Here is a 25,702-nt window from a genome sequence, read left to right on the forward strand (position 1 = left end):
TTCTCTTTCTCAATTGACAATCATTATCATTCAACATAATTTGTCGCTCGTTGTGTAGGACGAATCTGATTTTTAAGTCGTCCTACTCCCCTTTTGCAGCAAGGTGATTTCCATGACGGAACAAGTGTCCACAAGCAGGTGCGATTCACCGCTACTCCAGGCTTTTGTCGATAACCGCCTGATCCTGGTCAAGATCGCGGCGCGCATTACCGGCTGCCGCTCCCGCGCCGAAGACGTGGTGCAGGACGCCTTCTTCCGGCTGCAGTCGGCACCGCAGATCACGTCGTCGTTCAAGGCCCAGCTGAGTTATCTGTTCCAGATCGTGCGCAACCTGGCGATCGACCACTATCGCAAGCAGGCGCTGGAACAGAAGTATTCGGGCACTGAAGAAGAGGGCTTGAATGTGGTCGTGCAGGGTGCGTCGCCGGAAACCTCCCACATCAATTTCTCGACCCTGGAACACATCGCCGATGCGCTGACGGAGCTGCCCAGCCGCACCCGCTACGCCTTCGAGATGTATCGCCTGCATGGCGTGCCGCAAAAGGACATCGCCAAGGAGCTCGGGGTGTCGCCGACCCTGGTGAACTTCATGATCCGCGACGCACTGGTGCATTGCCGCAAGGTCTCGGGCACTCGTGCCGACACCTGCGCCCGTCACTGATCCGCACTACCCTCCCCCTCTCCCCCACCTGCTCGCGATAGCCCGGCACCGCCACGGCGCTACCGCGAACAGGCGCGCTTGCCCCAGGCCTGCTCGATCACCCGCCGCTGCTCGACACCCTGCCTCTGCGCGAGAATCAGCAAGGCCGCACGCTTGTGGGAAAAATCGAAGGGCCGCTGGCAATGCAGGCAACGCTCCTGCGCATCGTCGGGCGTGCCGTCGGCCTCGCCCGGCGCCGCCTCGGACGACTCCTGGTCCAGGTACAGCGAATGCACCAGCGCCGACAACCAGCCGGCCATCCACTCGTCGCGCAGCGCTTGAGGGCCGGCAGCGGCGCAACGACAGGTGTCGGCAAGGGCCACGGCAGGCGGTGTGTCGAAAGAGGACATGGCACGGGCTCGACGTCGTCAGGGTTCAAGCAAGTGACGTGAGCCGCGCAGGGAAATTTAGGCCGGCCGCGGACAAGCCGGCCGCCGGGGTCATTTGGCCGGAGGCATGACCACGATGCGGTAGGGATCGAAAATCTTCAGCAACTCGCCGCTGTCGCGCAGGCGCCCCAGCAGTTTCGCGAAGTCGTCGCCGCTGATCGCCGCATTCGGGCGAATCAGGGCGTAGTGGTGATAGACCTGATCGATGCGCTCGGAGGCCATCAACTGTTGCGCGCTGTCGAGGTTGTGCGAGAGGAAGTCGCTGAGGTAGGAACGGGTGATCAAGGCAATGTCGGCGCGCCCGCGCAACACCATCAGCAGGTTGCTGTCATGGGAATAGGTCAGGGTCGCGTTGTAGGTCTCGGCCAGATACTTGGGGTCGGCATTGAAGTTGGCGAAGGCGTAGTGGTAACCGCTGAACAAGGCCAGGCGCTTGCCCTTGAGGTCGGCGAAATACTCCTGGCCCCGGCCGGGCTCACGCTGGGCGACAAAGATTTCGGCATCTTCCAGGCCCATGTCGACGTTGATATGAGGAATGTTCTGCCAGCCCCAGGCCGGATTCTCGAAAATCGCCATGTCGACGCGGCCCTGCTCGAAGTCGCGGAACCGCCGGGGAATCGAGGTCGGCACCAGCACGAACTGATAGTCGCTTTGCAGCGCGTTCAAGGCTTCCACCAGTTGCGGCAGCAGGCCGGTGTCGGCGCCCTGCTCGGGCCGCACGGTATAAGGAGGAAAATGTGCCGCGCCCACTCGCACCAGTTGCGCGGCGCTGAGCGGGAAAGCCATCAGACAAGCCGACAACCACAACAGAATTCGTACAGCCGTCCGCATTGGCGAAGACATCAAGACCACTCACCTCAAGAGAGAAAGACACAAGATATTGCATTCAAGCTAGGCCGTTTCGCCCGCTTCGACAACTTTCCGTCGAATAATTAATTACTTGCGCGAAACACTCACACGTCCTTGAGGATCAGGGTCAGGGCTTCTTCGGCCAGCTGTTCGAGGGTCATGCTGCCATCGGGGCGAAACCAGGTGGTGGTCCAGGACAGCGCCCCGGTAAGAAAGCGCCGGGTGATGAACACATCGCCCTTGATGAAACCGGCCGTCTTGGCCTCGCCCAGCACCTGCAGCCAGATCTGCTCATAGATGTCGCGCAGCGCCAGGACGTCGGCCTGGCCCTGGGCCGACAGCGAGCGCCATTCGTAGACCAGCACCGCCATGGCTTCGCCGCTGCCGCCCATGATCGATTGCAGCTCGCAGCGGATCAGCGCCAGCACCCGCTCGCGCACGTCGCGCGCCTCGGCCAGCTCGGCGCGCATCAGGGCGGTGTTGTAGTGGATGGTTTCTTCCATCACCGCGCGCAGGATGTCGTCCTTGCTCTTGAAGTGATGAAAGATGCTGCCCGACTGGATGCCCACCGCGCCGGCCAGGTCGCGCACCGTGGTGCGTTCGTAGCCTTTATTGCGAAACAGGTGGGCCGCGGTTTGCAGCAGCTTGCCGCGGGCACTGTCCGGATCGGTCAGCTGTCCGTTGGCGACCAGTTGGCGCATGACCAGCAGCGCTTTTTGCTCATCCACGGCTTCTCTCCTACATTCGCTCGATCGTTATGCGGCGCAGCCCGCTGAAACGGGAGGTGGCGCGCGCAATTTAAGCCTGCGGGGGCGACCAAGCAAGCGCTTGGGGAGAAGATATTTCCAGCGTTTACAAACCAAGCGCTTGCTTGGTAGTCTCGCCAGCAGTTCTTTCATTGCGTCTTTGACCGAGAGCAGCGCCATGACCAAGACCTTGCGCATCGGCTGTGCCAGCGCCTTCTGGGGCGACACCTCGAGTGCCGCCGAACAGTTGGTGCAAGGCGGCCGCCTGGATTACCTGGTGTTCGACTACCTGGCCGAGATCACGATGTCGATCATGGCCGGAGCGCGGATGAAGGACGCCACCGCCGGCTACGCCACGGATTTTGTCGAGGTGCTGGCCCCGCTGCTGGGCGCCATCGCCCACCAGGGCATCCGGGTGATCAGCAATGCCGGCGGGGTCAATCCGCAGGCCTGTGCGGCGGCCCTGCAAGCAGCCTGCGACCAGGCCGGCGTCGCCCTGAAAATCGCCGTGCTGCTGGGCGACGATCTGCAACCGCAACTCAAGCGACTGAGCGGCGCCGGCCTCCATGAAATGTTCACCGGCGCGCCGCTGCCGCCGCTGTGCGTGTCCACCAATGCCTACCTCGGCGCCCCCGGGATAGTCGCCGCCCTGGAGCTCGGCGCGGACATTGTCATCACCGGCCGCGTGGTCGACAGCGCGGTGGTCAGCGCCGCCCTGGTGCATGAGTTCGGCTGGTCCTGGCACGACTACGACAAACTCGCCCAGGCCGCCCTCGCCGGGCATATCATCGAGTGCGGCGCGCAGTGCACCGGCGGCAACTTCACCGACTGGCGCGATGTGCCGGACTACGAACACATCGGCTTTCCCATCGTCGAAGTCAGCGCCGACGGCCAGTTCGTGGTCAGCAAGCCCGAGGGCTCCGGCGGGCTGGTGACGCCGCTGACCGTTGGCGAACAGCTGCTCTACGAGATCGGCGACCCGCGGGCCTACCTGCTGCCCGACGTGGTCTGCGACTTCACCCAGGTCAAGCTGCGCCAGCAGGGCAAGCACGCGGTCAGCGTGCACGGCGCCAGGGGCCTGCCGCCCACCCGCCAGTACAAGGTCAGCGCCACCTACCCGGACGGTTTCCGCTGCACCGCCAGTTGCCTGATCGCCGGCATCGACGCGGTGGCCAAGGCGCGCCGGGTCAGCCAGGCGATCATCGACAAGACCACGGAAATGTTCGGCCAGCGCGGCTGGGCGCCCTACAGCGAAGTGCATATCGAACTGCTCGGCAGCGAAGCCACCTATGGCCCCCACGGCCAGCGCCACGACAGCCGCGAAGTGGTGATCAAGCTCGCCGTGCGCCATCCGGACAAGCGCGCCCTGCTGCTGTTTTCCCGGGAGATCGCCCAGGCCGCCACGGGCATGGCCCCAGGGCTGACCGGGATCGTCGGCGGGCGGCCCACGGTGTATCCATTGATCCGCCTGTTCTCGTTCCTGATCGACAAGAGCGCCTGCACCCTGGAGGTCGAGCTGGCCGGCCAGCGTCACCGGGTCGAGCTGCCCGAACTGGACAGCCTCGACTCCGGCGCCCTGCCGGCGCCCCATGCCGTGGCCAGGCCCACGGGGCGCGCCGATGCCAGCGTGGCCCTGGTCAAGCTGGCGGTGGCGCGCTCCGGCGACAAGGGCAACCACAGCAACATCGGGGTCATGGCCCGCGCGCCCGAGTACCTGCCATGGATCGCCGAGGCCCTGACACCCGAGGTGGTGGTGGACTGGATGAGCCATGTACTGGACCCGGTGCATGGCCGGGTCCAGCGCTGGTATCTGCCCGGCAGCCACAGCCTGAACTTCCTGCTGGAAAACGCCCTGGGCGGCGGCGGCGTCGCCAGCCTGCGCATCGATCCGCAAGGCAAGGCCTTCGCCCAGCAATTGCTGGAAATCCAGATCCCGGTGCCGCAGGGCATCTATGACGCCGTTAACCAAAAGGATGACCGCCGTGGCGTATGACTCGATTTTCAAGGCCGGCCTGTTCGCCGGCCAGACCCTTGTCGTCACCGGCGGCGGCAGCGGCATCGGCCGTTGCACCGCCCATGAACTGGCGGCCCTCGGTGCCCATGTGCTACTGGTGGGGCGCAAGGCGCACAAGCTCGAAGCGGTCGCCGCCGAGATCGCCGCGGACGGCGGCCGGGCCAGCGCGCAGGCCTGCGACATTCGCGACGAAGAGGCGGTCAAGGCCCTGGTCGCGCAACTGATCCGCGAGCACGGCCCCTTGCATGGCCTGGTCAACAACGCGGGCGGGCAATACCCCGCGCCCCTGGCCTCGATCAATCAGAAGGGCTTCGAAACCGTGCTGCGCACCAACCTGGTGGGCGGCTTCCTCATGGCCCGGGAAGTCTTCAACCAGTCCATGAGCCAACACGGCGGCAGTATCGTCAACATGCTCGCCGACATGTGGGGCGGCATGCCCGGCATGGGCCACTCCGGCGCCGCGCGTTCGGGAATGGACAACTTCACCAAGACCGCCGCCTTCGAATGGGGCCATGCCGGGGTGCGGGTCAACGCCGTGGCGCCGGGCTGGATCGCCTCCAGCGGCATGGACACCTACGAAGGCGCGTTCAAGGCAGTGATCCCGACCCTGCGCGAACACGTGCCGCTCAAGCGCATCGGCACCGAGTCGGAAGTCAGCGCCGCGATTGTCTTCCTGCTCAGCCCCGCGGCGGCCTTCATCAGCGGCAGCACCCTGCGCATCGACGGCGCCGCCAGCCTCGGCAACCGCGCCTGGCCCCTGCACAAGGCGACCCATAGCCAGTCCTACAACGGCTTCCACCGCGCCTACCTGCCGGATGTGCTCAAGGACCAGGAGTAAAACATGCCCGTCATCCACTCCCAGCTCGATCCGCACAGCCCGCAGTACCTGCAGAACCGCGAGGCGATGCTGGCCGGCCTGGCGCAGTTGCACCAGCTGGAGCAGAACCTGCTGGCCAAGGCCGCCGAGGCCAAGGCCAAGTTCGACAAGCGCGGGCAACTGCTGCCTCGCGAACGCCTCAACCTGCTGCTGGACCCCGGCGCGCCCTTTCTCGAACTGGCGGGCCTGGCCGGCTACAAGCTGCACGACGACAAGGACGGCAGCCAGGCCGGCGGCGGGCTGATCGCCGGCATCGGCTACGTCAGCGGAGTGCGGGTGCTGGTGGTGGCCAACAACAGCGCGATCAAGGGCGGCACCATTTCCCCCAGCGGCCTGAAGAAATCCCTGCGCCTGCAACAGATCGCCATGGAAAACAAACTGCCGGTAGTGACCCTGGCCGAAAGCGGCGGCGCCAACCTCAACTACGCGGCGGAGATCTTCGTCGAAGGCGCGCGCAGCTTCGCCAACCAGGCGCGCATGTCGGCCATGGGCCTGCCGCAGATCACCGTAGTGCACGGCTCGGCCACCGCCGGCGGTGCCTACCAGCCGGGGCTCTCGGATTACGTGATCGTGGTGCGCGGCAAGGCCAAACTGTTTCTCGCCGGGCCGCCGCTGCTCAAGGCGGCCACCGGCGAAGTGGCCACCGACGAGGAACTGGGCGGCGCCGAGATGCATGCCCAGGTGGCCGGGACCGCGGAATACCTGGCGGAAAACGACGCTGACGGCGTGCGCATCGTGCGTGAGATTCTCGCCGCCCTGCCATGGAATGCCCGGCTGCCGGTGCAACCACCCCGCCCTTACGCGGAGCCGCTGTACCCGATCGACGAGCTGCTGGGGCTGATCCCCGACGACCCGAAAAAACCCTATGACGCCCGGGAAATCGTCGCGCGCATCGCCGACGGCTCGAATTTTCTCGAATTCAAGGGCGAGTTCGACCAGCAGACCCTGTGCGGCCACCTGCACATCCAGGGGCGCCCTTGCGGGTTTATCGGCAACAACGGCCCGATCACCCCCCAAGGCGCGAGCAAGGCCGCGCAGTTCATCCAGCTGTGCGACCAGAGCGGCACCCCGCTGCTGTTCTTCCACAACACCACCGGCTTCATGGTCGGCACCGAGTCGGAACAGCAAGGCGTGATCAAGCACGGCGCCAAGCTGATCCAGGCGGTGGCCAATGCCCGGGTGCCGAAACTGACCGTCGTGGTCGGCGGCTCCTACGGTGCCGGCAACTACGCCATGTGCGGCCGCGGCCTGGACCCGCGCTTCATCTTCGCCTGGCCCAACAGCCGCACCGCGGTAATGGGCGGCGCCCAGGCCGGCAAGGTGCTGCGCATCGTTACCGAGGCCAAGCATGCCAAGCAGGGCCAGGCCGCCGATCCGCAGATGCTGGATATGTTGGAACAGGTCACCGCGCAGAAACTCGACAGCCAGTCCACGGCTTTGTACGGCAGCGCCAACCTGTGGGACGACGGCCTGATCGACCCGCGGGATACCCGCACCCTGCTCGGTTACCTGCTGGATATCTGCCACGAGGCAGAGGTGCGCCAGCTACACCCCAACAGCTTCGGCGTCGCGCGGTTCTGACCGGGCGACCCGGTTCAGGGATGGCGTCACTCAACTTGAGGAGAACCATAAAAATGATCTTCACCCAGGAACATGAGGAACTGCGGCGCACGGTGCGCAACTTCGTCGAGCGCGAGATCAACCCCCATGTCGAGGTGTGGGAAAAGGCCGGGCGCTTCCCGATCCACGAGATCTTCCGCAAGGCCGGCGAGCTGGGCCTGCTGGGCATCTCCAAGCCGGAGCAGTTCGGCGGCATGGGCCTGGACTACAGCTATTCGATCGTCGCCGCCGAAGAGTTCGGCACCATCCACTGCGGCGGCATCCCGATGTCCATCGGCGTACAGACCGACATGTGCACCCCGGCCCTGGCGCGCTTCGGCTCCGACGAGCTGCGCGAGGAATTCCTGCGCCCGGCCATCAGCGGGGAGATGGTCGGCTGCATCGGCGTCTCCGAAGTCGGCGCCGGCTCGGACGTGGCCGGGCTCAAGACCACCGCGCGCAAGGACGGCGACGACTATGTGATCAACGGCAGCAAGATGTGGATCACCAACTCCCCCAGCGCCGACTTCATCTGCCTGTTGGCCAACACCTCGGACGACAAGCCCCACGTCAACAAGTCGCTGATCATGGTGCCGATGCACAGCCCCGGCGTCAGCCTCAGCCCGCACCTGGACAAGCTCGGCATGCGCAGCTCGGAAACCGCCCAGGTGTTTTTCGACAATGTGCGGGTACCGCAGCGCTATCGCATCGGCCACGAAGGCGCGGGCTTCATGATGCAGATGCTGCAATTCCAGGAAGAGCGGCTGTTCGGCGCCGCCAACATGATCAAGGGCCTGGAATATTGCGTCGACAGCACCATCGCCTACTGCAAGGAACGCAAGACCTTCGGCAACGCCCTGATCGACAACCAGGTGATCCACTTCCGCCTGGCCGAGCTGTCGACCGAAATCGAATGCCTGCGCGCCCTGGTGTACCAGGCCACCGAGCAGTACGTGCGCGGCCAGGACGTCACCCGCCTGGCGTCCATGGCCAAGCTCAAGGCCGGGCGCCTGGGCCGCGAAGTCAGCGACAGCTGCCTGCAATACTGGGGCGGCATGGGCTTCATGTGGGACAACCCGGTGGCCCGCGCCTACCGCGACGTGCGCCTGGTGTCGATCGGCGGCGGCGCCGACGAAATCATGCTGGGCATCATCTGCAAACTCATGGGCATCCTCCCGGGGAAACGCCAATGAGCCGCCTGCCCGCCTGCGAAACCCTGTTGCTGGCGCCCCGCGGGGGTGTCCTGCATATCACCCTCGACCGGCCGGACAGCCGCAACGCCATGAGCCTGCAAATGGTCGCCGAGTTGCGCGCGGTGCTGGCGGCGGTGCGCGATGACCGCGGCGTTCGCGCCCTGGTCCTGAGCGGCGCCGGCGGGCATTTCTGCGCCGGCGGCGACCTGAAGGACATGGCCGCCGCCCGCGCCCGGGGCGCCAGCGCCTACCGTGACCTGAACCGCGCGTTCGGCAGCCTGCTGGAAGAGGCCCAACATATTCCGCAGGTGCTGATCGCTGTGTTGCAGGGCGCAGTGCTGGGCGGTGGCTTCGGCCTGGCCTGCGTCAGCGATATCGCCATCGCCGAGCGGCAGGCGCAGTTCGGCCTGCCGGAAACCAGCCTCGGCCTGCTGCCGGCGCAAATCGCGCCCTTCGTGGTCAAGCGTATCGGCCTGACCCAGGCCCGCCGGTTGGCACTGACCGCCGCGCGTTTCGACGGCATCGAAGCCGAGCGCCTGGGCCTGGTGCATTTTGTCGAAGACGGCCCGCAGGCCCTGGCCGAACGCCTGGATGAAGTGCTGGCCCATGTGCTGTGCTGCGCCCCCGAGGCCAATGCCGCGACCAAGGCGCTGTTGCTGGCCAGCGCCGAAGAGCCGCTGGCGCCCTTGCTCGACCGCGCCGCGGAGCAGTTCGGCGCCGCCGTCACCGGCGCGGAAGGCATCGAGGGAACCATGGCCTTCGTGCAAAAGCGCAAACCGGCGTGGGCGTGCGAACCACTTCCCAAGCAGACACCTCCGACTTCAGGAATCTGACCGATGCCCGCCTTCAGCAAAATCCTGATCGCCAACCGTGGCGAAATCGCCTGCCGCATCCAGCGCACCGCCCAGGCCCTGGGCTATCGCACCGTGGCGGTGTTCAGCGACGCCGACGCCGATGCGCTGCATGTGCAGATGGCCGACGAGGCCGTGCGCATCGGCCCGGCGGCGGTCCAGCAGTCCTACCTCGCGATCCCGGCGATCCTCGACGCCGCCCGGCGTACCGGTGCCGACGCGCTGCATCCCGGCTACGGCTTCCTCTCGGAAAACGCCGAGTTCGCCCGCGCCTGCGAGGCGGCCGGCATCACCTTTATCGGCCCCGGCGCCGAGGCCATCGAGCTGATGGGCAGCAAGCGCCTGTCCAAGCTGGCGATGCTCGCGGCGGGCGTGCCCTGCATCGCCGGCTACCAGGGCGCGGAACAGGACGATGCGACCCTGCAACGCGAGGCCGAACGCATCGGCTACCCGCTGATGATCAAGGCCAGCGCTGGCGGAGGCGGCCGTGGCATGCGCCTGGTGCAGCGGGCCGAGGAACTGCTGGCCCAGCTGCGCACCGCGCGCTCGGAAGCACTGCACGCCTTTGGCAGCGGCGAGTTGATCCTGGAACAGGCGCTGCTCGCACCGCGGCATGTGGAAATCCAGGTGTTCGGCGACCGCCACGGGCAGCTGATCTACCTGGGGGAACGCGATTGTTCGATCCAGCGCCGGCATCAGAAAGTCGTCGAGGAAGCGCCCTGCCCGGTGCTGACCGCCGAACTGCGCCAGGCCATGGGCGAAGCGGCGCTCAAGGCCTGCCGCGCGGTGGATTATGTCGGCGCCGGCACCGTGGAGTTTCTCCTCGATGCCCGCGGGCAATTCTACTTCCTGGAAATGAACACCCGGCTGCAGGTCGAACACCCGGTCACCGAACTGATCACCGGGCTGGACCTGGTGGCCCTGCAACTGCACGTGGCCGCCGGGCAGCCGCTGCCCCTGCGCCAGGAACAGGTGCAACTCCAGGGGCACGCCATCGAGGTGCGCCTGTATGCCGAGGACCCGGCGCAGGGCTTCCTGCCGCAAACCGGGCGGGTACAGCGCTGGGAACCCGCTCTGGGCGCGGGGGTGCGCATCGATCACGGCCTGCTGGAAGGCCAGGACATCAGCGCGTTCTACGACCCGATGCTGGGCAAGCTGATCGCCCACGGCGCCACCCGCGAAGAGGCCCGCCGCAAGCTGCTGCGCGCGGTGGAGGATTCGGTGCTGACCGGCGTGGCGAGCAACCAGGCGCTGCTGGCGAACCTGCTGCGCCACCCCGGCTTTATCGACGGCGAGTTCAGTACCGCCTTCATCAGCGAACATTTCGCCGACGACTCCAGCCTGCGCCCGCAACCGCCCAGCGCCAGCGAGCTGGCCCTGGCCGCGGCGCTGTTCTACCAGCACGCCGCCCAGGCGCACGGCACCGCACTGGCCGGCTGGCGCAACCAGGCCAACGTGCCCCTGAACTATCGCCTGGGCAGCGCTGAAGCCGCCTGGACTCTCGAAGTGAGTCAGCAGGACGCCGGCACCTTGCAGATCCGTCACGCCGACGCCTGCTTCGAGGTACGGCTGCTGTCCGCCGACGGCCGCTGGGCCTGCGCCATCGTCGACGGCATCCGCCGCTGCTACGCCTACACCCTGGAGGCCGGGCACCTCTGGCTCTTCACCCGGCCCGGCAACCTGCACCTGCAGGACCTGAGCCACGCGCCGGCGGCCAGCCAGGCCAGTACCCACGACGGCACGCTCAGGGCGCCCATGGACGGGGCAATAGTCGATGTCCTGGTCAGCGAGGGCACGACCGTCAGCAAGGGCCAGTTGCTGCTGGTCCTGGAGGCCATGAAGATGGAGCATCCGCTGAAGGCCGGGATCGATGGCGTGATCAAACGCCTGCAGGTCGACCTCGGCGACCAGGTGAAAAATCGCCAGGTGCTGCTGGAGGTGGAATAAGTCGCTAGGCGGATACCTCGCGTTTGGCTACGCTCAAGCCTCATCGGGATGTTGAAGCTGGAGCCTGTGATGCCCCACTGGTTGGTAATTGATCTGGAAGCCACCACGGATGAAGGGGGCTGGCCGGTGACCGACATGGAAATCATCGAGATCGGCGCCACCCTGGTAAACCGCGAAGGACGCGAAATGGATCATTTCCAGCGCTTCGTGCGGCCGCTGCGGCGGCCGATGCTGACCCCCTTCTGTCGCGAGCTGACCCACATCACCCAGGCACAGATCGATGGCGCCCAGCCCTTGAGCGAGGTCTGGCCGCTGTTCGAGCGCTGGCTGGGCCAGCATCAGGCACGCCTGGAAGGCTGGGCTAGCTGGGGCGACTACGACCGCAAGCAATTGCTGCAGGAGTGGCAACGTGCGCAACTGCAAAGCCTGCTTGCCCAACTGCCGCACATGAACCTCAAGCAACGCTTCGCCAAGGCGCGCCGCCTCGAGCGTCCGCTGGGGCTCAACGGTGCCTTGCAACTCGCCGGGCTGCAGTTCTCCGGCCAGCAGCATCGCGCCCTGGAGGATGCCCGCAATACGGCGCGTTTATTGCCTTTGATTCTTCCCGGCTGATCCTTGAGCGCAACAGGTGACGCACCTGAAGGCCTTGTGCATACTGGCCGGCCTTTTTGACCCCTTTTCGAGGAATCGCCCATGTTTAAAGTCAACGAGTACTTCGACGGCACCGTCAAGTCGATTGCCTTCGGCACGGCCGAAGGTCCGGCCACCATCGGCGTCATGGCTCCGGGCGAATACGAGTTCGGCACCGCTCAACGGGAAATCATGCACGTGGTTTCCGGCGCCCTGACCGTCAAGCTGCCCGACAGCAGCGATTGGGAAACCTTCGCCGCCGGTAGCCAGTTCAACGTCCCGGCCAACAGCAAGTTCCAGCTCAAGGTCGCCGTCGACACCGCCTACCTGTGCGAATACCGCGGTTGATCTCCCCCCGGGACTGATCGCCGGCCATGAAAAAGCCCGTATCTTGCGATACGGGCTTTTTTCGTTGCAGCGCCGCGGTTACTCCAGCACGGTGACCGACATGCCCACTTCCAGCCGGCCATTGCCATCGTTCACCAGGTTCTGCCCGAACATCGCGCCGTCCTCTTGTGCCCGATACTGCTGCAACGTGGCCAGCGGCTCCCGGTCGGCGCTGCGCTCGCCGGTCTGCGGGTCGATGGTGGTGAGGATGCAACGCGAGCAAGGCTTGACCACCCGGAACTCGATATCGCCAATGCGGATACGCTTCCAGCCATCCTCGGCGAACGCCGGGCTGCCCTCGATCACCAGGTTGGGACGAAAACGCAGCATCTCCAGCGGACGGCCGACGCGGCTCGACAGGTCCTGCAAAGACGACTCGCCGATCAGCAACAGTGGAAAACCGTCGGCAAAGGCCACCTGGTCGTCATCCTTGCCGTAACCGGCCTGGGTGGTCCGCGCGCGCTCCAGGGGGATCTGCACCAGGCGGGTCGGCTTGCCGATGAAATCGCTCAGCCAGGCATGGGCCGCGTCGCCGGCATCCGGCACCCGCAGGGTATCGCGCCAGATCGTCACGCCCCGCAACGGCGCTTCAGCGTCAGGCAAGGGCACCTCGAGGGACGGAAAACCGGGCGCACTGAGGGTCAGCCCACCCTCGGCATTCCATAACGCGCCAAGCTGGCTCATCTGCGGGACTGCACGCTGGGTCAGGAAGCGACCGCTGGGCTCATCGACCAGCATCCAGCGTCGGTCCCCTTCCAGGCCCAGCCTGTCCAGCGCGACCTGTTGCAGGGACTCGCCCCGGCCGGATTTCAAGGGGTATCGATAAAGCGCGCTGAGACGCATGGCCAGCTCCCTGGAAGCAAAGAAAGCAACCTTATACGAGGCGGCCGGCGATTCAAAGACACACCGGCGGCACAAATGTGTGCTGGATTATCGTCAGGCGGGCACTTCATCCAGCATCAGGCGCTGGCGCACCACATCGACCAGTTTGTCGGGCTGGAATTTGGAGAGGAAGTTGTCGCAGCCGACCTTCTTCACCATCGATTCGTTGAAGCTGCCGGACAGCGAGGTGTGCAGCACCACATACAGGCCACGCAGGCGCGGATCGTTGCGGATCTCGGTGGTCAAGCGATAGCCGTCCATCTCCGGCATCTCGGCGTCGGTGAACACCATCAGCAGCTTGTCGGTCATGTCGAGCCCGCTATCGGCCCAGGCCTTGAGCATCTTCAGCCCTTTCAGGCCATCGCTGGCGATGTGCATCTTCACCCCCAGTTGCCCCAGGGTATCGCGCAGTTGCGACAGGGCCACGTTGGAGTCGTCCACCAGCAGCACCTCACGACCGCGGGCGCGCTCGAGCACCGGATCGGCGAGCTTGTCGCGCGATACCTTGGCGTTGTACGGGACGATTTCGGCGAGGACTTTTTCCACATCGATGATCTCGACCAGTTGATCGTCGACCTTGCTGATCGCCGTCAGGTAATGCTGACGCCCGGCGCTGGTCGGCGGTGGCAGGATGGCTTCCCAGTTCATGTTGACGATGCGATCGACGCCTCCCACCAGGAAGGCCTGCACCGAGCGGTTGTATTCGGTGACGATGATGGTGCTGTTGGGCCCGGGCACGAGCGGGCGCATGCCAATCGCCTGCGACAGGTCGATGACCGGCAGGGTCTGCCCACGCAGGTTGACCACGCCACAGACGAATGGATGACGCTGGGGCATCAGCGTCAGCTTTGGCAACTGCAGAACTTCCTGCACCTTGAACACGTTGATTGCGAACAACTGGCGCCCGGCCAGACGGAACATGAGGATTTCCAGGCGATTCTCACCCACCAGTTGCGTGCGTTGGTCTACCGTGTCGAGAATGCCGGCCATGTAATGACTCCTGGGCTTGTTCTGATGAATTCACTAACGTGGGTTATCGGCGCCATTCGCCTAATCTTGACCCGCGTACAAAATGCCATGCAAAGGCATTGATGTCACATTAACATCATGCTTTACTGCCTCGGCAATTCCACTTCATCGACTCCCCTCGGCGCGACCTCGTTTTCGACGCTGGGTTCCCTTGCATAAGGGATTCCCCTATCAACAATCAGGACCAACCTGATATTCGCAATATCCAATAGCCATTAATGTGACGCCATTCTCATTGCATGAATGGAGTCAGGCTTTTGTTTGTGATCGCAGGAAGATGGCCTGGTGCCCTTTCGAGCCCTACCGCCTCCGCTGTCCAAGCGTTGCCGCCCATACTCCGTGGCTGCTTTGCCTGCGAGCGCAGACCTGCAATTGCTCGAAGGATCAGACTAAACCCACCCAAACCGGTTTCGTTTACCAAGCACCTATCAGATTCGTCCTATTTTCCACGGCATACCCGGCGTACTACCTTACAGCCGCTCATCAAACGCACCATTCCATCATCTGACGTGGCGTCGTGGAGACAAGCATGCTGAACGACGATAAAGAGTGGCACCTGCCGTCCGACTTTCTACTCGAGGCAGAAACCTTGCTGGCCAAGTCCGTGGAATGCCTGAACCATCTGAACCTGATCAAGAATGATCGGGACGCCATCGATTGCATGCTGGCCACGCTGCTCAAACTTGCCGAGAAAACCGACGCCCTGGCACTGCGCTGTACCGCCGAGTTCTCGCGACAGGTGCATGCCCTGCTGGATCACTCCCACTCCTATCCGGACATGAACGAGCAGATCCTTGGCACGCTCGGGGATTGCTTCACGCTGATGGCCTGGCAACTCGAACTCGTCGACCCTGTTACCGGCCAGTTGAACCTCGATGACAACGAACAGGCCACACTCATCGAATCCCTCGCTGTACAGGTCGATCCTCTACATGCGCCCCTGTCCTGCCAACAATCTTCGTTTAACGTGTTTTCAATCGCCAAGCGAAACGCCTAAGAGAGCCCGTCGTTAATCCACAACTTCGGGTATCGGCCTTGTTGATTTATTGATGCGCATCATGTCGTTATTCACTATTCCATGTCTGTTAACGACAGTGCCAACTAGCGTCATTAAATAACACCAACAGCAAGTGCATAGTCATTCATGGCCGCTTGGCTCAAGCCGGCATATTGCCAGTGTTTCAGCAAACTCCGTTGAAACCGGCGAAGCGGAACAAGCGTCCCACAAGGCCATATTCCTGACTCTTCGGACATATATAGAGACGCGACCAACGGTAGCTAAAGTGATATTATGCGCGCCACTAGGTGATGCACTTAATGGCACTGTGACTTCAGCTTGATCCTGTTACACGCCGAATCAGTGCAAGGCTTGCTCCCAATGACATAGATCGCGTTAATTGAAGTCGCATACCCAAACAATACCGTTTTCCAAACCGGGGCCCGTCAATCGACTTGACCGGTCTCCCCGCAGCGAACACCCATTGGCTCCATTCGCTATGTACGCCAGCCTCAAGTCATTCGCTACCTGGCTTCTTTCCCGGAAAAACCTGCGCTGGCTCAGCCTGTTGCTGGGCTCATGCTCGGCAGTTGCCAACCTGGTCGTCTATTGCCTGTCGAATACTTTTCCCCTAGGCCTGCTGATCCTCAACCTGGCCGCCTTGGCCAGTGTCCTGGCCTATTACGGCGAGTCGCGCAAATCGATCAGGTTCCGGCCTCAGGAACTGGCGGATCGGTTGCTGCAGGTACAAGAAAACGAGCGCCATCGCCTCAGCCGCGAACTGCATGACGATATCGGCCAACTGCTCACCGCCGCCAAGCTGCAAAGCGACTGGTTGAAGCGGCGCCTGCCCGAGGACCTGCAGCAGCACTGCGCGACCCTGCACTGCACCCTGGAAGAAACCCTAGCGAAAGTGCGCGATGTATCGGCCATCCTCAAACCCCGGCAACTGGCCAGCCTGGGCCTGGAAGCCAGCCTGCGCGCCCATTTGCTGAAGACCCTGGAAAACACCTCGGTGCACTGGAGCCTGGAATGCAAGCAAGGGCTGGCGGGCATCCCCGAGGAAATGGCGGTAGCCGCCTTCCGCATTACCCAGGAAGCCGTCACCAACATGCTGCGTCACGCCCAGGCGCATAACCTGCTGGTACGCCTGCAACGCCTGCCCGAAGGGCTGTCGCTGTTCATCAGCGACGATGGCCTGGGGTTTTCCCCGGCAGCCAACCCTGGCGAGCAAGGGCAACGCGGCATGGCCGGCATGTCGGAAAGAATCGCCCAGCTAGGGGGGACCCTGAAGGTTTCCAGCCAGCCCGACCAGGGCACACAAATCGAAGCACTCTTTCCCTGGGCGCCCCGCGCACTCGAACGCGCCAGTACGAATAAGGTTTTACATTGACCTGCAACTTACTTCTGGTGGATGACCACTCGCTCATCAGGGCTGGCGTGCGTGCCCTGGTCATGGACATTCCGGGCTATGCCGTGACCGGCGAAGCCAACGATGGCGCGCAGTTGCTGGAAATGGTCGAAAGACTGTCTCCGGACATCGTCCTGCTGGATATTTCCATGAAGGATATCGGCGGCCTGGAAGCCCTGAAGAAACTCAAGGCCGTGCGTCCGCAAAGCAAGGTGCTGATCCTTTCGATGCACACCGATCCCGCGCTGATCATGCAGGCCCTGGAATCGGGGGCGCATGGCTATCTGCTCAAGGACACCACCGCCAACGAGCTGGAACATGCGCTCGATGCCTTGCGCAACAACGAACGCTATCTCAGCCCGGCCATCGCCCATACGGTGATCAACCAGGCGCTGGTCCGTGTCCAGAAACCCCACCCGGAGCCTGTCGACACGCATAACCTGACAGCGCGCCAGCTGGAGATTCTCCGGCTGATCGTGCGGGGCAAGTCGACGCGTGAAATCGCCCATGGCCTGGGCCTGAGCATCAAGACCGTGGAGACCCATCGCTCGCAGATCATGAAGCGCCTGCAGATCTACGATGTGGCTGGCCTGGTACTCTTTGCCGTCCGCGAGCAGATCATCAGCCTCGACGATTAGAGCGCCTGGCTCCCCAACAGCGGGGAGTCTTGCGGCAAGTGCACCCGCAACGCCCCCGGCAGCGCGCGAAAACGCAGGTTGTCGCCCTGCAGGGGCTCTCCGTCGAGGTTGATATCCAGCCCTTCGGCGACTTTGATTTCGACCCAGGGCAGTCGCGTGCGCACGAACAGATTGTCGATCCCCCAGCCACCGGCCAGCAAATCCTTCAGGGTGCCCACCAGCTCCTGGGGAGCCGGCAGGATGCTGACGTCCAGCAACCCGTCGTCGGCCAACGCCTCCGGACACAACAGATGACCGCCACCGGCCTGGCGTCCATTGCCGATACCCAGGGCCAGCAACTCGCCACGCCAATGGAAATCCGGTCCCTGCAATTCCCCGTAGGCAGCATGCAACTCGCTGAAGCGAGACAAACCGGTGAACAGATAGGCAGCACCGCCCAGAATCTTTTTCAGGTCCTCGGACGTATTGGCGGTCACTTGGCTGCCGAAACCGCCCGTGGCCATATTGAGAAACACCTGGCCACCGACTTCGCCGAGGTCGATCGCCCGAGCCGGCACGTCCAGCAGGTCCAGTGCCTCCAGCGGCAGTAGCGGCACGCCAGCGGCCCGGGCGAAATCATTGGCTGTCCCCAGCGGCAGCAACACCAGGCTGGCATCGTGCTCCTGCGCTGCCATGGCCTCGGCGATATCCCGCAACGTGCCATCGCCGCCGCCGGCGATCAAACACCTGTAGCCGGCCGCCAGGGCCTCCTCCACCAGGCGCTGGGCATCGCCGGCTTCCCAGGTCAGGCGGACCGCCAGCTCCCAGCCCTCTTCGCGCTTGCGCTCGACAGCGTCGCGAACCTCTTCGTTGAGGGCCTGCTTGCCGTGCAATATCAGCATCGCCTTGCGCTCGCTCATTGCTTTTCACTCCTGTCATCAGAGGATCGTTGAAGGATGTTGACCCTCGCCCCATGAGAAAAAATCCGACGTCATGCAATCAATCTGCTTCTCACGCGCAGGCCGCGGACAAGCTGGTAACTTTTCTGACCAAAGATTGAGAATCACCTGAATTGACCCCTGACAGCCAATCAGGGAATGTTCATGGCAGGCGAACGACGCCCGAAAAAACAGGGAAACGAATGACCATGGATGACAAGAAATGCTTTGAAGGCTCGAACTCAGCGCTCAACCGGCTTGAGGGAAGCATCTTGCTGAGTGCGGGCAAACATTCGGAATTGAGTGTTCATCACGAGCAGGAGCAACAGTCCGACAGTCGCCTTCATACCTGGCTCAGAAGGCTTGGATGGCTACTGGCCTATGCCGGCTTTCTATCGGCACTGCTGTCGTGGGGCCTGAACAGCCGGTTTGGGCTGCTGATTCTGTTACTGCTGAGGTAATGGGCACGGCCTTTGGAGAGTGGACCCGGCCACCAAGGACCCGGTCCGCCTCCCCTGAAGTCAGCCCAGGACTTCGCTCAACGGAATGAAGTTGACCCAGTCGCCCTCAGCCAGCGTTCGCCCTTCCAGCACTTCGACCAGCCCTTGCGCCCAAGCGGCGCTGCGCAGTACGCCGGAGCTCTGGTTAGGGTAGATGACGGCCTTGCCCTGCTCCAGGCGGCCACGCAGGTATTCCCTTCGATTCCCTGGTTTCGGCCAGGTGAAACCGGCGGGAACCTGGAACTGCAAAGGCTGCAACTCCCTCACCCCCTGGCGCCGCAAAATATACGGCCGGGCCAGCAAGGCGAATGTCACCAGTGTCGAGGCCGGGTTACCCGGCAGGCCGATGACGGGCACGCCACGGAAATGCCCGAACGTCAGCGGTTTGCCAGGCTTGATTGCCAGCTTCCACAGGGCCAGCTCACCCTCTTCTCTCAAGGCGACCCCCAGGAAGTCCGCTTCGCCCACCGAGACGCCGCCAGTGGACAGAATCAGATCCACATCCGCCAACTCGGCAAGGCGCCGCCGGGTCAGGGCCAAGTCGTCCGGCAGGATTCCACCGTCGAGCACTTCGCAGCCCAGACGCTGCAACCAACTGCAGAGCAGGACGCGGTTGCTGTTGTAGATCTGCCCAGGACCCAGCGCCTGCCCCGGCTCGATCAATTCATCGCCGGTGGAGAGCACGGCGACACGCACCCGGCGCACCACATCCAGCTCGGCCCGCCCCAGCGAAGCGGCCAGCCCCAGCTCGATCGGTCCCAGTTGCGTTCCCGCCGCCAGGACACACTCGCCGACCGTGGTTTCCTGGCCCTGGGGACGGATGTTCTGGCCGGCGCTGAGCGACTCGGTAAAGGTCACTCGCCCATCAACCTGGACCGCTGCGTTTTCCTGCATTTCCACGCAATCGGCCCCCGCCGGCACCGGCGCGCCGGTGAATATGCGGGCGCACGTGCCGGGCGCCAGGGGTTCAGGCGCCTGGCCGGCAAAGATGCGCTGGCTGACCAGGAGCGGCTCGCCGGCCCAATCCGCGACACGCAAGGCGTAACCGTCCATGGCGCTGTTGGGCCAGGGCGGAAGATCCAGGGTCGAGATCAGGTCGTCAGCCAGCACCCGCCCCTGAGCCGCCGCCAGCGACAACCGCTCACGCTCGGCGATAGGTGCCGCTTCAGCCATTTCCAGCAGACGCGCCAACGCCTCCTCAACCGGCATCAAGGCACCGGTCTTGCCCGGCTTACCCACGGGATTCACAAGGCGCTGCCTGTTTCAGGTGGGCCACGAAGTTGCACGGACGATGCCGCGCATCCAGTTGCTCGGCCAGAATGCCATCCCAACCGGTACGCACAGCGTTGGTCGAGCCCGGCAGGCAGCAGACCAATGTGCCGTTGGCCAGGCCGGCCAGGGCGCGAGACTGCACGGTGGAGGTGCCGATGTCAGCGACCGAGATCTGGCGGAACAATTCGCCAAAACCATCGACCTGCTTGTCAAGCAGGCAGGACACCGCTTCCGGGGTGCTGTCACGGCCGGTGAAACCGGTGCCGCCCGTAATCAGCACGACCTGGACCACGTCATCGGCGATCCAGGTCGCGACTTGTGCGCGAATCTTGTAGAGATCGTCCTTGAGCAGGACACGCGCGGCCAGGTTATGACCAGCGGCCCCCAGACGGTCGACGAAGACCTGGCCGGATGTGTCGGTCTCCAGGGTCCGGGTATCGCTGACAGTCAGCACCGCGATGTTCAGAGGTACGAAAGGTACATCAGCCTTGGCTTTCATAGGCTCGATCCAGTTGTAGGAGAAACGGCCCGGTGTTATATCACAGCACTCTCTTTGACCGCCCCTGTGGAGACACGCATGACCCCGCGCGCAGATCTGCCGCCCTGCTCCATCCTGCTCCTGGCTGGAGGACGCGGCCAACGCATGGGGGGAAGGGACAAGGGGCTGATCGAATGGCAGGGGCAACCCCTGATCGCCCACCTGCACCGGCTGACGCGCAGCCTGAGCGACGATCTCATCATTTCCTGCAACCGCAACCAGGAGCAGTACGCACCTTACGCCGATCAACTGGTGCAGGACGACAGCAGCGATTTTCCGGGACCACTGGCAGGCATCCGGGCCGGCCTCGCCGCCGCCCGGCACGCCTGGGTCCTGGTATTGCCCTGCGATGTGCCACGCATCGATGCCCCATTGATCGATGCCATGCGCCGGGCCGCCAGCCAGCATCCGGACAAACCCCTGATGCTTCGCCACGGCGAGCACTGGGAACCCCTGCTGTGCGTCATTCCGCGCGCCCTGTTCGAGGCCTTCGATAGCGCCTGGCAAAACGGCGAACGCAGCCCCGGGAGTCTCATGCGCGGACTGGGCGCCCAGGCCCTGCAATGCCCGGACAACGATCCCCGGTTGGCCAATTTGAATACGCCAGAGCTGTTAAGCCAGCACCACGGCGTGTCAGAATGCCCATAATTCAAGGAACTTGCAGACGCTGCATACGTCTCAAGCACAGCAACCAAAAGTATTCACCTCGGAGATACACAATGATTCAGCGGACTCTCGCCACTCTCATGCTTGCACTGGGCCTCGCCACTCTCGCCGGCTGCGCATCGCCTACTGTGATCACCCTGAATGACGGTCGCGAAATCCAGGCCGTCGATACGCCGAAATACGATGAGGATTCCGGCTTCTACGAGTTCGAACAACTGGACGGCAAACAGACCCGGATCAACAAGGATCAGGTTCGTACCGTAAAAGAACTGTAATCCGTACTGTTACAGCCTTGAATGCATAAAGCCCGCTTTCGCGGGCTTTATCGTTCCTGGAGCCGGCAATGCGCTGCCAGCCTCACCACTGCAAGGTAATCCGACTCTCGAACTCGCGCATCTCTCCGGTCAGCGGATCGTTGAAACGCAATCCCTGGGCCAGCAGCTTGAGGGGCTTGGCGTAATCGTCCTGCGCATCCTTGAGCACCTCCGGGTAGAACGGGTCATTGCAGATCGCCGCTCCCAACGCACTCATGTGCACGCGCAATTGATGCTTCTTGCCGGTCACCGGGTACAACCCATAACGCCAGAGTTCGCCGTTCTTTTCCCGTACTTCTACCGCCGTTTCCGTATTGCTGGGGCCAGGCCCTTCCTGCATGCGGAAAAAAGGCTCGCCATCGACCAGGCGGCTTTTATGCACCCGCGGAAACTCGAGCCCGGGCAGCGCCGGGGCAATCGCTTCGTAGCGCTTGTCGATCCGGCGCGTCGGAAACAGCGACTGGTAGGCCGCGCGACTTTGCGGATTGGCCGAAAACAGCACCAGCCCCGCCGTATGCCGGTCGATGCGATGCAAGGGCACCAGGTGGGGATTGCCCAGCGTGCGGATCAACCGTCGCAACAGGGTTTGCTCGACATATTCCCCGGCCGGGGTGACCGGCAGGAAATGCGGCTTGTCCGCCACCACCAGGTGTTCATCGACATGGATGATCGACTCCTGAACCGCGATGACCTTTTCGTCGGGTACTTCACGGAAATAGTGAATGCGCAGGCCTTCGCGGTATGCCAGGTCGACTCCGATCGGCAGCCCCTGGCCGTCGAGCACCCGGCCACGGGCGATCCGGTCCAGCCACTGCTCGCGGCTGATGGCGCTGAAGTGGTCACACAGGCAGTCCAGCACGGTTGCCCATGAACCGGGAGGCAGGTACAGGGTACTGGCCTGCTGCTGGGCGGCGGAAAAAGGTACGGAAGACATACAAAAGCTCGAGCGGACAATGCAGAGCGGCATTATCCAACATGGGCCCCGGGGAACCTAGGAGAGTTTCCCCCGTCCGGGATCGGAGCCTAGGAAGCATGAGCCACGCCGGTCTGCGCGGCCGCCTCGGTAAACTCCTTCAGCCAGCGCAGTACGTCGACGGCCTCCCAGCGGGCCGGGTCATACAAGGCGTACAACAACCCTTGATAACCCACCACATCCAGTTGCCGGTGATACCCCGCGCGCTGGAACAGCGCTTCGATCTCCGCGAAGCAGGTATTGAAATGCAGTTTGTTGAACGGCGTCTTGCCCTCCGTGACCAGCCCGTCCAGACGCAGCTCGAGCACCGCCTCGCGCACCACATCGACGGACATGCGGTTCACACTGTTCTTCAATTGTTCGACATTGACCATCATCAGTCCTTCATCCTTTCATTCGTCCACTGAGCACACGCCCTTCGCTATCAGCCACGGCCGACATAACTGACGACCCACAGCACCACGCCCCAGATCTGCATCGAGTCCCGACCGTTCAGGGGGATGGAGGCGATCGAAGGACGCGCCGCCTTGAGCAGCAACCCGCCCCGGGGATCGGGCGCCAGCAGGCGCACGCCGTAGGCGTCCTCGCCATCGACTGGAACCACTACGTATTGATCCACCGCCGGGGTCGCCGAACGATCGACGATCAGCCGATCGCCGGGATAGATACCGAAACCCAGCAGGCTGTCGTCATCCACCAGCACCGCGCGGATCTGCGGCGCCCCGAGCCCGACGGTGCGATCCAGGGAAAAGCCACCCTCGGCAGCGGCATCGGCAGCCTGCGCGTCATGTCCCCCAGGGGCGGGCGACAGGTGCTGCAAACGCTCGGCGCGGGCCAGGATTGTGAGAGACATGACGGATCACCCCCGATAACTGTATGCATATACAGTAACCGAATCATCGGGATCTCGCCAAGAGGTTGTCGCAAGGAGCGACGGACGGAGGGTGTCGCAGCAGGGCAGCCGGCTCAGCGCAGAAAGGCCACCACCTGTTCGGCATCGAACGGCCAGCCCAGCTCGGCGCCGTTGTCGACCCGGCGCAAAACCGGTATGCGCAAGCTGTAGGCCTCCAGCAGGGACTCGTCTTCCGCGATATCCACCAGCTCGACCATCAGCCCGTGCTCCACCAGCGGCATCAACTCCGCCTCGGCGAGTTCACACAGGTGGCACCCCAGGGTGCCGAACAACTGACATTCAGGAGGCATGGCTACAGACCGAAAAAGGACAGGCGCCTATTCTAGGCCCGTGGAAAAAAGCCGTCGACCGATGACGCTCGAATCGGCCCGGCACCGCCGTCGCCAGGCCTTTGCGCCAAAGCACTGATGCAAGTCAGCGCCGCCCACAGGCCATTGCGCGATCCTCGCGGCTTTTTTTGTCTCTACGCTCTGTAGAGGTCATCCGTTACCCGGAGATAGCTGTGTTCGCCAACCTATTGATCATCCTCGCCTCCTCCCTGGTGGTGATTGCCCTGTTCCGGCGCCTGCGCCTGCCGCCGGTGCTGGGCTACCTGTGCGTGGCCCTGCTGGTGGGCCCGACGGCCTTCGGCTGGGTCAACGACAACGAAAACCTGCCCGACCTGGCGGAGCTGGGCGTGGTGTTCCTGCTGTTTTCCCTGGGGCTGGAGTTTTCCGTGTCGAAAATGCTCGCCCTGCGGCGGGTGGTGTTCGGCCTGGGGAGCCTGCAGGTGCTGTGCAGCGGGGCTGCCCTCGGCGGCCTGCTGATCTTCGCCGGCGGGCCGCCGATTGCGTCGCTGCTGCTCGGTGCCGGGCTGGCGTTGTCTTCCACCGCTATCGTCAGCAAGGAGTTGAGCAGCCTCGGGGAGATCTTCAGCAGCCATGGGCAGAATGCGATCGGCGTCCTGCTGTTCCAGGACGTGGTCGCGGTCCTGCTGCTGACCCTGGTGCCGGTGTTCGCCGGCGACACCGAGCAAGCCTGGTACTGGGCGCTGCCCCTGACCCTGGGCAAGACCGTGCTGCTGTTCATCGGCCTGGCGCTGGCCAGTCGCTGGCTGCTGCCCCGGCTGTTCCACGAGGTGGCCGCGTCCCACTCGGCCGAACTGTTCGTGCTGCTGGCGCTGGTCATCGTCCTGCTGACCGCCTGGCTGACCCACCTGCTGGGCCTGTCGCCGGCGCTCGGGGCCTTTCTCGCGGGCATGCTGCTGGGGGAAAGCCGCTACCGGCACCAGATCGAGGCCGATATCCGGCCGTTTCGCGACATCCTGCTGGGGCTGTTCTTTGTCAGCATCGGCATGCTGATCGACCTGCAACTGTTCGCCAGCCACGGCCTGCTGATCCTCGCCCTGACCCTGGCCCTGATGCTGATCAAGGGCGCGGTGGTGGGGTTGCTGCTCAAGCTGCGCGGCAGCGACGGCGAGACCGCCTGGCGCAGTGGCCTGGCCCTGGCCCAGGGCGGCGAATTCTGCTTCGCGCTGATGGCGCAGATGCAACAAAGCCAACTGATGCCGGCCGAATTGAGCGGCCTGCTGCTGGCCGCGACCTTCTGCTCGATGCTGCTCACGCCCCTGTTGCTGCGCGCCGCGCCGGGCATGGCCGCGCGCCTGCACCGCAAACCGAACCAGGAAGCCCGCCTGGACGAAATCAGTGCCCTCAACGCCGATGTGCAGGGCCATGTGGTGATCTGTGGTTATGGCCGCGTCGGCCAGTCGATCGGCCGCTTCCTGCGCCGCGAGCAACAGCCCTTCATTGCCCTGGACGACGATCCGGTGCGGGTCCAGGAAGCGGCGGCCGGCGAACACGGCGTGCATTACGGCGACTCCCGCCGCGAGGATCTGCTCGCGGCGGTCGGCCTCGAACGCGCGCGCCTGCTGGTGATCGCGGTGGACAAGACCGAGGTCGCCCTGAGTGTGCTGAACAGCGCCCGCCGGCTCAGCGCCAGCGTGCCGATCCTGGTGCGCACCCGCGACGACAGCCAACTGACCGAACTGAAGGCCGCCGGCGCCAGCGAAGTGGTGCCGGAGCTGCTGGAGTCGAGCCTGATGCTGGCCTCCCACGCCCTGGTGATGCTCGGTTTGCCCGAAGCCCAGGTGCAGGCCAAGGTCGATGAAGTGCGCCGCACCCGTTATCGCTTGCTGCACGGCTTCTACCACGGCGCGCAGACCGACCTGCTGAACAATCGCGGCCAGCCGCGGGTGCTGATGCATGCGGTGAACCTGAGCAGCACCGCCCACGCCTGCGACCTGGCCCTGGGCGAGCTGGCGCTGGAGCAACTGGGGGTGGATGTGCAAGGTGTGCAACGGGCCGGCCAGGACCTGGAACCGACCGCCAGCACCCGGCTGCAATCCGGCGATACGGTCTTGATGTCCGGCCCGCTGGCCGCCATCGAGGCCTCGGAGGCGCGCCTGCTTGGCGGCCAATGATCCGCCGGC

At 64.0% G+C, this 25,702-nt stretch carries 28 protein-coding genes; 16 read left to right on the top strand and 12 right to left on the bottom strand.

What is annotated here, in order from left to right; translation table 11 throughout:
* The first annotated feature begins 112 nt into the window (after nucleotides 1-112).
* The gene (locus tag TO66_RS22040; RefSeq protein WP_044464255.1) at nucleotides 113-661 is read left to right on the top strand and encodes an RNA polymerase factor sigma-70; all 549 of its coding nucleotides are present in this window, start codon (nucleotides 113-115) and stop codon (nucleotides 659-661) included.
* A gap of 59 nt (nucleotides 662-720) precedes the next feature.
* Here the strand turns inward: TO66_RS22040 and TO66_RS22045 are convergent, their stop codons facing one another.
* The 3 genes from TO66_RS22045 to TO66_RS22055 form a co-directional block, all read right to left on the bottom strand.
* Nucleotides 721-1,050 carry a hypothetical protein gene (locus TO66_RS22045; RefSeq protein ID WP_044464256.1) on the bottom strand — a complete coding sequence of 110 codons (330 nt, stop codon included), beginning with the start codon at nucleotides 1,048-1,050 and terminating at the stop codon, nucleotides 721-723.
* A 90-nt stretch (nucleotides 1,051-1,140) separates the two neighbouring features.
* Nucleotides 1,141-1,932, bottom strand: coding sequence for an ABC transporter substrate-binding protein (locus TO66_RS22050; RefSeq protein WP_044464257.1), 792 nt, complete (start codon nucleotides 1,930-1,932; stop codon nucleotides 1,141-1,143).
* A 110-nt stretch (nucleotides 1,933-2,042) separates the two neighbouring features.
* Nucleotides 2,043-2,666, bottom strand: coding sequence for a TetR/AcrR family transcriptional regulator (locus TO66_RS22055; RefSeq protein ID WP_044464258.1), 624 nt, complete (start codon nucleotides 2,664-2,666; stop codon nucleotides 2,043-2,045).
* Nucleotides 2,667-2,862: 196 nt separating this feature from the next.
* On the opposite strand from TO66_RS22055, the gene TO66_RS22060 reads away from it, so the two are divergent.
* The 8 genes from TO66_RS22060 (at nucleotide 2,863) to TO66_RS22095 (ending at nucleotide 12,143) form a co-directional block, all read left to right on the top strand.
* Complete coding sequence (locus TO66_RS22060) at nucleotides 2,863-4,677, top strand: acyclic terpene utilization AtuA family protein (protein ID WP_044464259.1); 1,815 nt, start codon at nucleotides 2,863-2,865, stop codon at nucleotides 4,675-4,677.
* Entirely contained in the window at nucleotides 4,667-5,536 is an 870-nt protein-coding gene (locus tag TO66_RS22065) for an SDR family oxidoreductase (protein WP_044464260.1), read from the top strand. The genes TO66_RS22060 and TO66_RS22065 overlap by 11 nt, the downstream gene beginning before the upstream one ends.
* 3 nt (nucleotides 5,537-5,539) lie before the next feature.
* Entirely contained in the window at nucleotides 5,540-7,156 is a 1,617-nt protein-coding gene (gene atuC / locus TO66_RS22070) for a geranyl-CoA carboxylase subunit beta (protein WP_044464261.1), read from the top strand.
* A gap of 53 nt (nucleotides 7,157-7,209) precedes the next feature.
* A complete protein-coding gene (gene atuD / locus TO66_RS22075; RefSeq protein ID WP_044464262.1) occupies nucleotides 7,210-8,367 on the top strand; it encodes a citronellyl-CoA dehydrogenase in 1,158 nt (385 codons plus the stop codon).
* Nucleotides 8,364-9,200 (top strand): enoyl-CoA hydratase/isomerase family protein, encoded by an 837-nt coding sequence (locus TO66_RS22080; RefSeq protein ID WP_044464263.1) that lies wholly within the window; start codon nucleotides 8,364-8,366, stop codon nucleotides 9,198-9,200. The genes atuD and TO66_RS22080 overlap by 4 nt, the downstream gene beginning before the upstream one ends.
* Nucleotides 9,201-9,203: 3 nt before the next feature.
* A complete protein-coding gene (locus tag TO66_RS22085; RefSeq protein WP_044464264.1) occupies nucleotides 9,204-11,165 on the top strand; it encodes an acetyl/propionyl/methylcrotonyl-CoA carboxylase subunit alpha in 1,962 nt (653 codons plus the stop codon).
* 69 nt (nucleotides 11,166-11,234) lie between these two features.
* On the top strand, nucleotides 11,235-11,777 hold the full coding sequence (locus TO66_RS22090; RefSeq protein ID WP_044464265.1) for an exonuclease domain-containing protein: 543 nt from the start codon (nucleotides 11,235-11,237) through the stop codon (nucleotides 11,775-11,777).
* Nucleotides 11,778-11,858: 81 nt separating this feature from the next.
* A complete protein-coding gene (locus TO66_RS22095) occupies nucleotides 11,859-12,143 on the top strand; it encodes a pyrimidine/purine nucleoside phosphorylase (RefSeq protein WP_003226701.1) in 285 nt (94 codons plus the stop codon).
* A 78-nt stretch (nucleotides 12,144-12,221) separates the two neighbouring features.
* Here the strand turns inward: TO66_RS22095 and TO66_RS22100 are convergent, their stop codons facing one another.
* Both TO66_RS22100 and TO66_RS22105 read right to left on the bottom strand, forming a co-directional pair.
* Nucleotides 12,222-13,025 (bottom strand): MOSC domain-containing protein, encoded by an 804-nt coding sequence (locus TO66_RS22100; RefSeq protein ID WP_044464266.1) that lies wholly within the window; start codon nucleotides 13,023-13,025, stop codon nucleotides 12,222-12,224.
* A 93-nt stretch (nucleotides 13,026-13,118) separates the two neighbouring features.
* Nucleotides 13,119-14,054, bottom strand: a complete 936-nt coding sequence (locus TO66_RS22105) for a chemotaxis protein CheV (RefSeq protein ID WP_044464267.1) — start codon at nucleotides 14,052-14,054, stop codon at nucleotides 13,119-13,121.
* Nucleotides 14,055-14,622: 568 nt separating this feature from the next.
* Between TO66_RS22105 and TO66_RS22110 the strand changes: the two genes are divergently transcribed.
* The 3 genes from TO66_RS22110 to TO66_RS22120 all read left to right on the top strand — a co-directional run bounded on the left by TO66_RS22110 (nucleotide 14,623) and on the right by TO66_RS22120 (nucleotide 17,139).
* Nucleotides 14,623-15,090: a hypothetical protein gene (locus TO66_RS22110; RefSeq protein WP_044464268.1), complete on the top strand. Its 468-nt coding sequence runs from the start codon at nucleotides 14,623-14,625 to the stop codon at nucleotides 15,088-15,090.
* A gap of 499 nt (nucleotides 15,091-15,589) precedes the next feature.
* Nucleotides 15,590-16,483 carry a sensor histidine kinase gene (locus TO66_RS22115; RefSeq protein ID WP_044464269.1) on the top strand — a complete coding sequence of 298 codons (894 nt, stop codon included), beginning with the start codon at nucleotides 15,590-15,592 and terminating at the stop codon, nucleotides 16,481-16,483.
* Entirely contained in the window at nucleotides 16,480-17,139 is a 660-nt protein-coding gene (locus tag TO66_RS22120) for a response regulator transcription factor (RefSeq protein WP_044464270.1), read from the top strand. The genes TO66_RS22115 and TO66_RS22120 overlap by 4 nt, the downstream gene beginning before the upstream one ends.
* Here the strand turns inward: TO66_RS22120 and yegS are convergent.
* Nucleotides 17,136-18,038 carry a lipid kinase YegS gene (gene yegS / locus TO66_RS22125; RefSeq protein WP_044464271.1) on the bottom strand — a complete coding sequence of 301 codons (903 nt, stop codon included), beginning with the start codon at nucleotides 18,036-18,038 and terminating at the stop codon, nucleotides 17,136-17,138. The two genes, TO66_RS22120 and yegS, sit on opposite strands and share 4 nt — an antisense overlap.
* A gap of 227 nt (nucleotides 18,039-18,265) precedes the next feature.
* Between yegS and TO66_RS22130 the strand changes: the two genes are divergently transcribed.
* Nucleotides 18,266-18,517, top strand: a complete 252-nt coding sequence (locus TO66_RS22130; protein ID WP_044466127.1) for a hypothetical protein — start codon at nucleotides 18,266-18,268, stop codon at nucleotides 18,515-18,517.
* Nucleotides 18,518-18,577: 60 nt separating this feature from the next.
* Here TO66_RS22130 and glp read toward each other — a convergent pair whose 3' ends face one another.
* Nucleotides 18,578-19,804, bottom strand: a complete 1,227-nt coding sequence (glp, locus tag TO66_RS22135; protein WP_044464272.1) for a gephyrin-like molybdotransferase Glp — start codon at nucleotides 19,802-19,804, stop codon at nucleotides 18,578-18,580.
* Nucleotides 19,788-20,327 carry a molybdenum cofactor biosynthesis protein B gene (gene moaB / locus TO66_RS22140; protein ID WP_044464273.1) on the bottom strand — a complete coding sequence of 180 codons (540 nt, stop codon included), beginning with the start codon at nucleotides 20,325-20,327 and terminating at the stop codon, nucleotides 19,788-19,790. Before moaB ends, glp begins: the two co-directional genes overlap by 17 nt.
* A gap of 78 nt (nucleotides 20,328-20,405) precedes the next feature.
* Here moaB and mobA point away from each other — a divergent pair, with 78 nt between their 5' ends.
* Nucleotides 20,406-21,014 (top strand): molybdenum cofactor guanylyltransferase MobA, encoded by a 609-nt coding sequence (gene mobA / locus TO66_RS22145; RefSeq protein ID WP_044464274.1) that lies wholly within the window; start codon nucleotides 20,406-20,408, stop codon nucleotides 21,012-21,014.
* A 71-nt stretch (nucleotides 21,015-21,085) separates the two neighbouring features.
* The gene (locus TO66_RS22150; RefSeq protein ID WP_007923269.1) at nucleotides 21,086-21,307 is read left to right on the top strand and encodes a YgdI/YgdR family lipoprotein; all 222 of its coding nucleotides are present in this window, start codon (nucleotides 21,086-21,088) and stop codon (nucleotides 21,305-21,307) included.
* Nucleotides 21,308-21,389: 82 nt separating this feature from the next.
* Here TO66_RS22150 and TO66_RS22155 read toward each other — a convergent pair whose 3' ends face one another.
* The 4 genes from TO66_RS22155 to TO66_RS22170 form a co-directional block, all read right to left on the bottom strand.
* Entirely contained in the window at nucleotides 21,390-22,280 is an 891-nt protein-coding gene (locus TO66_RS22155; RefSeq protein ID WP_044464275.1) for a pseudouridine synthase, read from the bottom strand.
* 89 nt (nucleotides 22,281-22,369) lie between these two features.
* Nucleotides 22,370-22,693 carry a transcriptional regulator gene (locus TO66_RS22160; protein WP_044466128.1) on the bottom strand — a complete coding sequence of 108 codons (324 nt, stop codon included), beginning with the start codon at nucleotides 22,691-22,693 and terminating at the stop codon, nucleotides 22,370-22,372.
* 50 nt (nucleotides 22,694-22,743) lie between these two features.
* Nucleotides 22,744-23,172, bottom strand: a complete 429-nt coding sequence (locus TO66_RS22165) for a S24 family peptidase (protein ID WP_044464276.1) — start codon at nucleotides 23,170-23,172, stop codon at nucleotides 22,744-22,746.
* Nucleotides 23,173-23,285: 113 nt separating this feature from the next.
* Nucleotides 23,286-23,522 carry a glutaredoxin family protein gene (locus TO66_RS22170; RefSeq protein ID WP_044464277.1) on the bottom strand — a complete coding sequence of 79 codons (237 nt, stop codon included), beginning with the start codon at nucleotides 23,520-23,522 and terminating at the stop codon, nucleotides 23,286-23,288.
* 212 nt (nucleotides 23,523-23,734) lie between these two features.
* Between TO66_RS22170 and TO66_RS22175 the strand changes: the two genes are divergently transcribed.
* Nucleotides 23,735-25,693 (top strand): monovalent cation:proton antiporter family protein, encoded by a 1,959-nt coding sequence (locus TO66_RS22175; RefSeq protein WP_044464278.1) that lies wholly within the window; start codon nucleotides 23,735-23,737, stop codon nucleotides 25,691-25,693.
* The last annotated feature ends 9 nt before the right edge of the window (nucleotides 25,694-25,702 follow it).

It is taken from the genome of Pseudomonas sp. MRSN 12121, from assembly GCF_000931465.1.
Lineage (GTDB): Bacteria > Pseudomonadota > Gammaproteobacteria > Pseudomonadales > Pseudomonadaceae > Aquipseudomonas.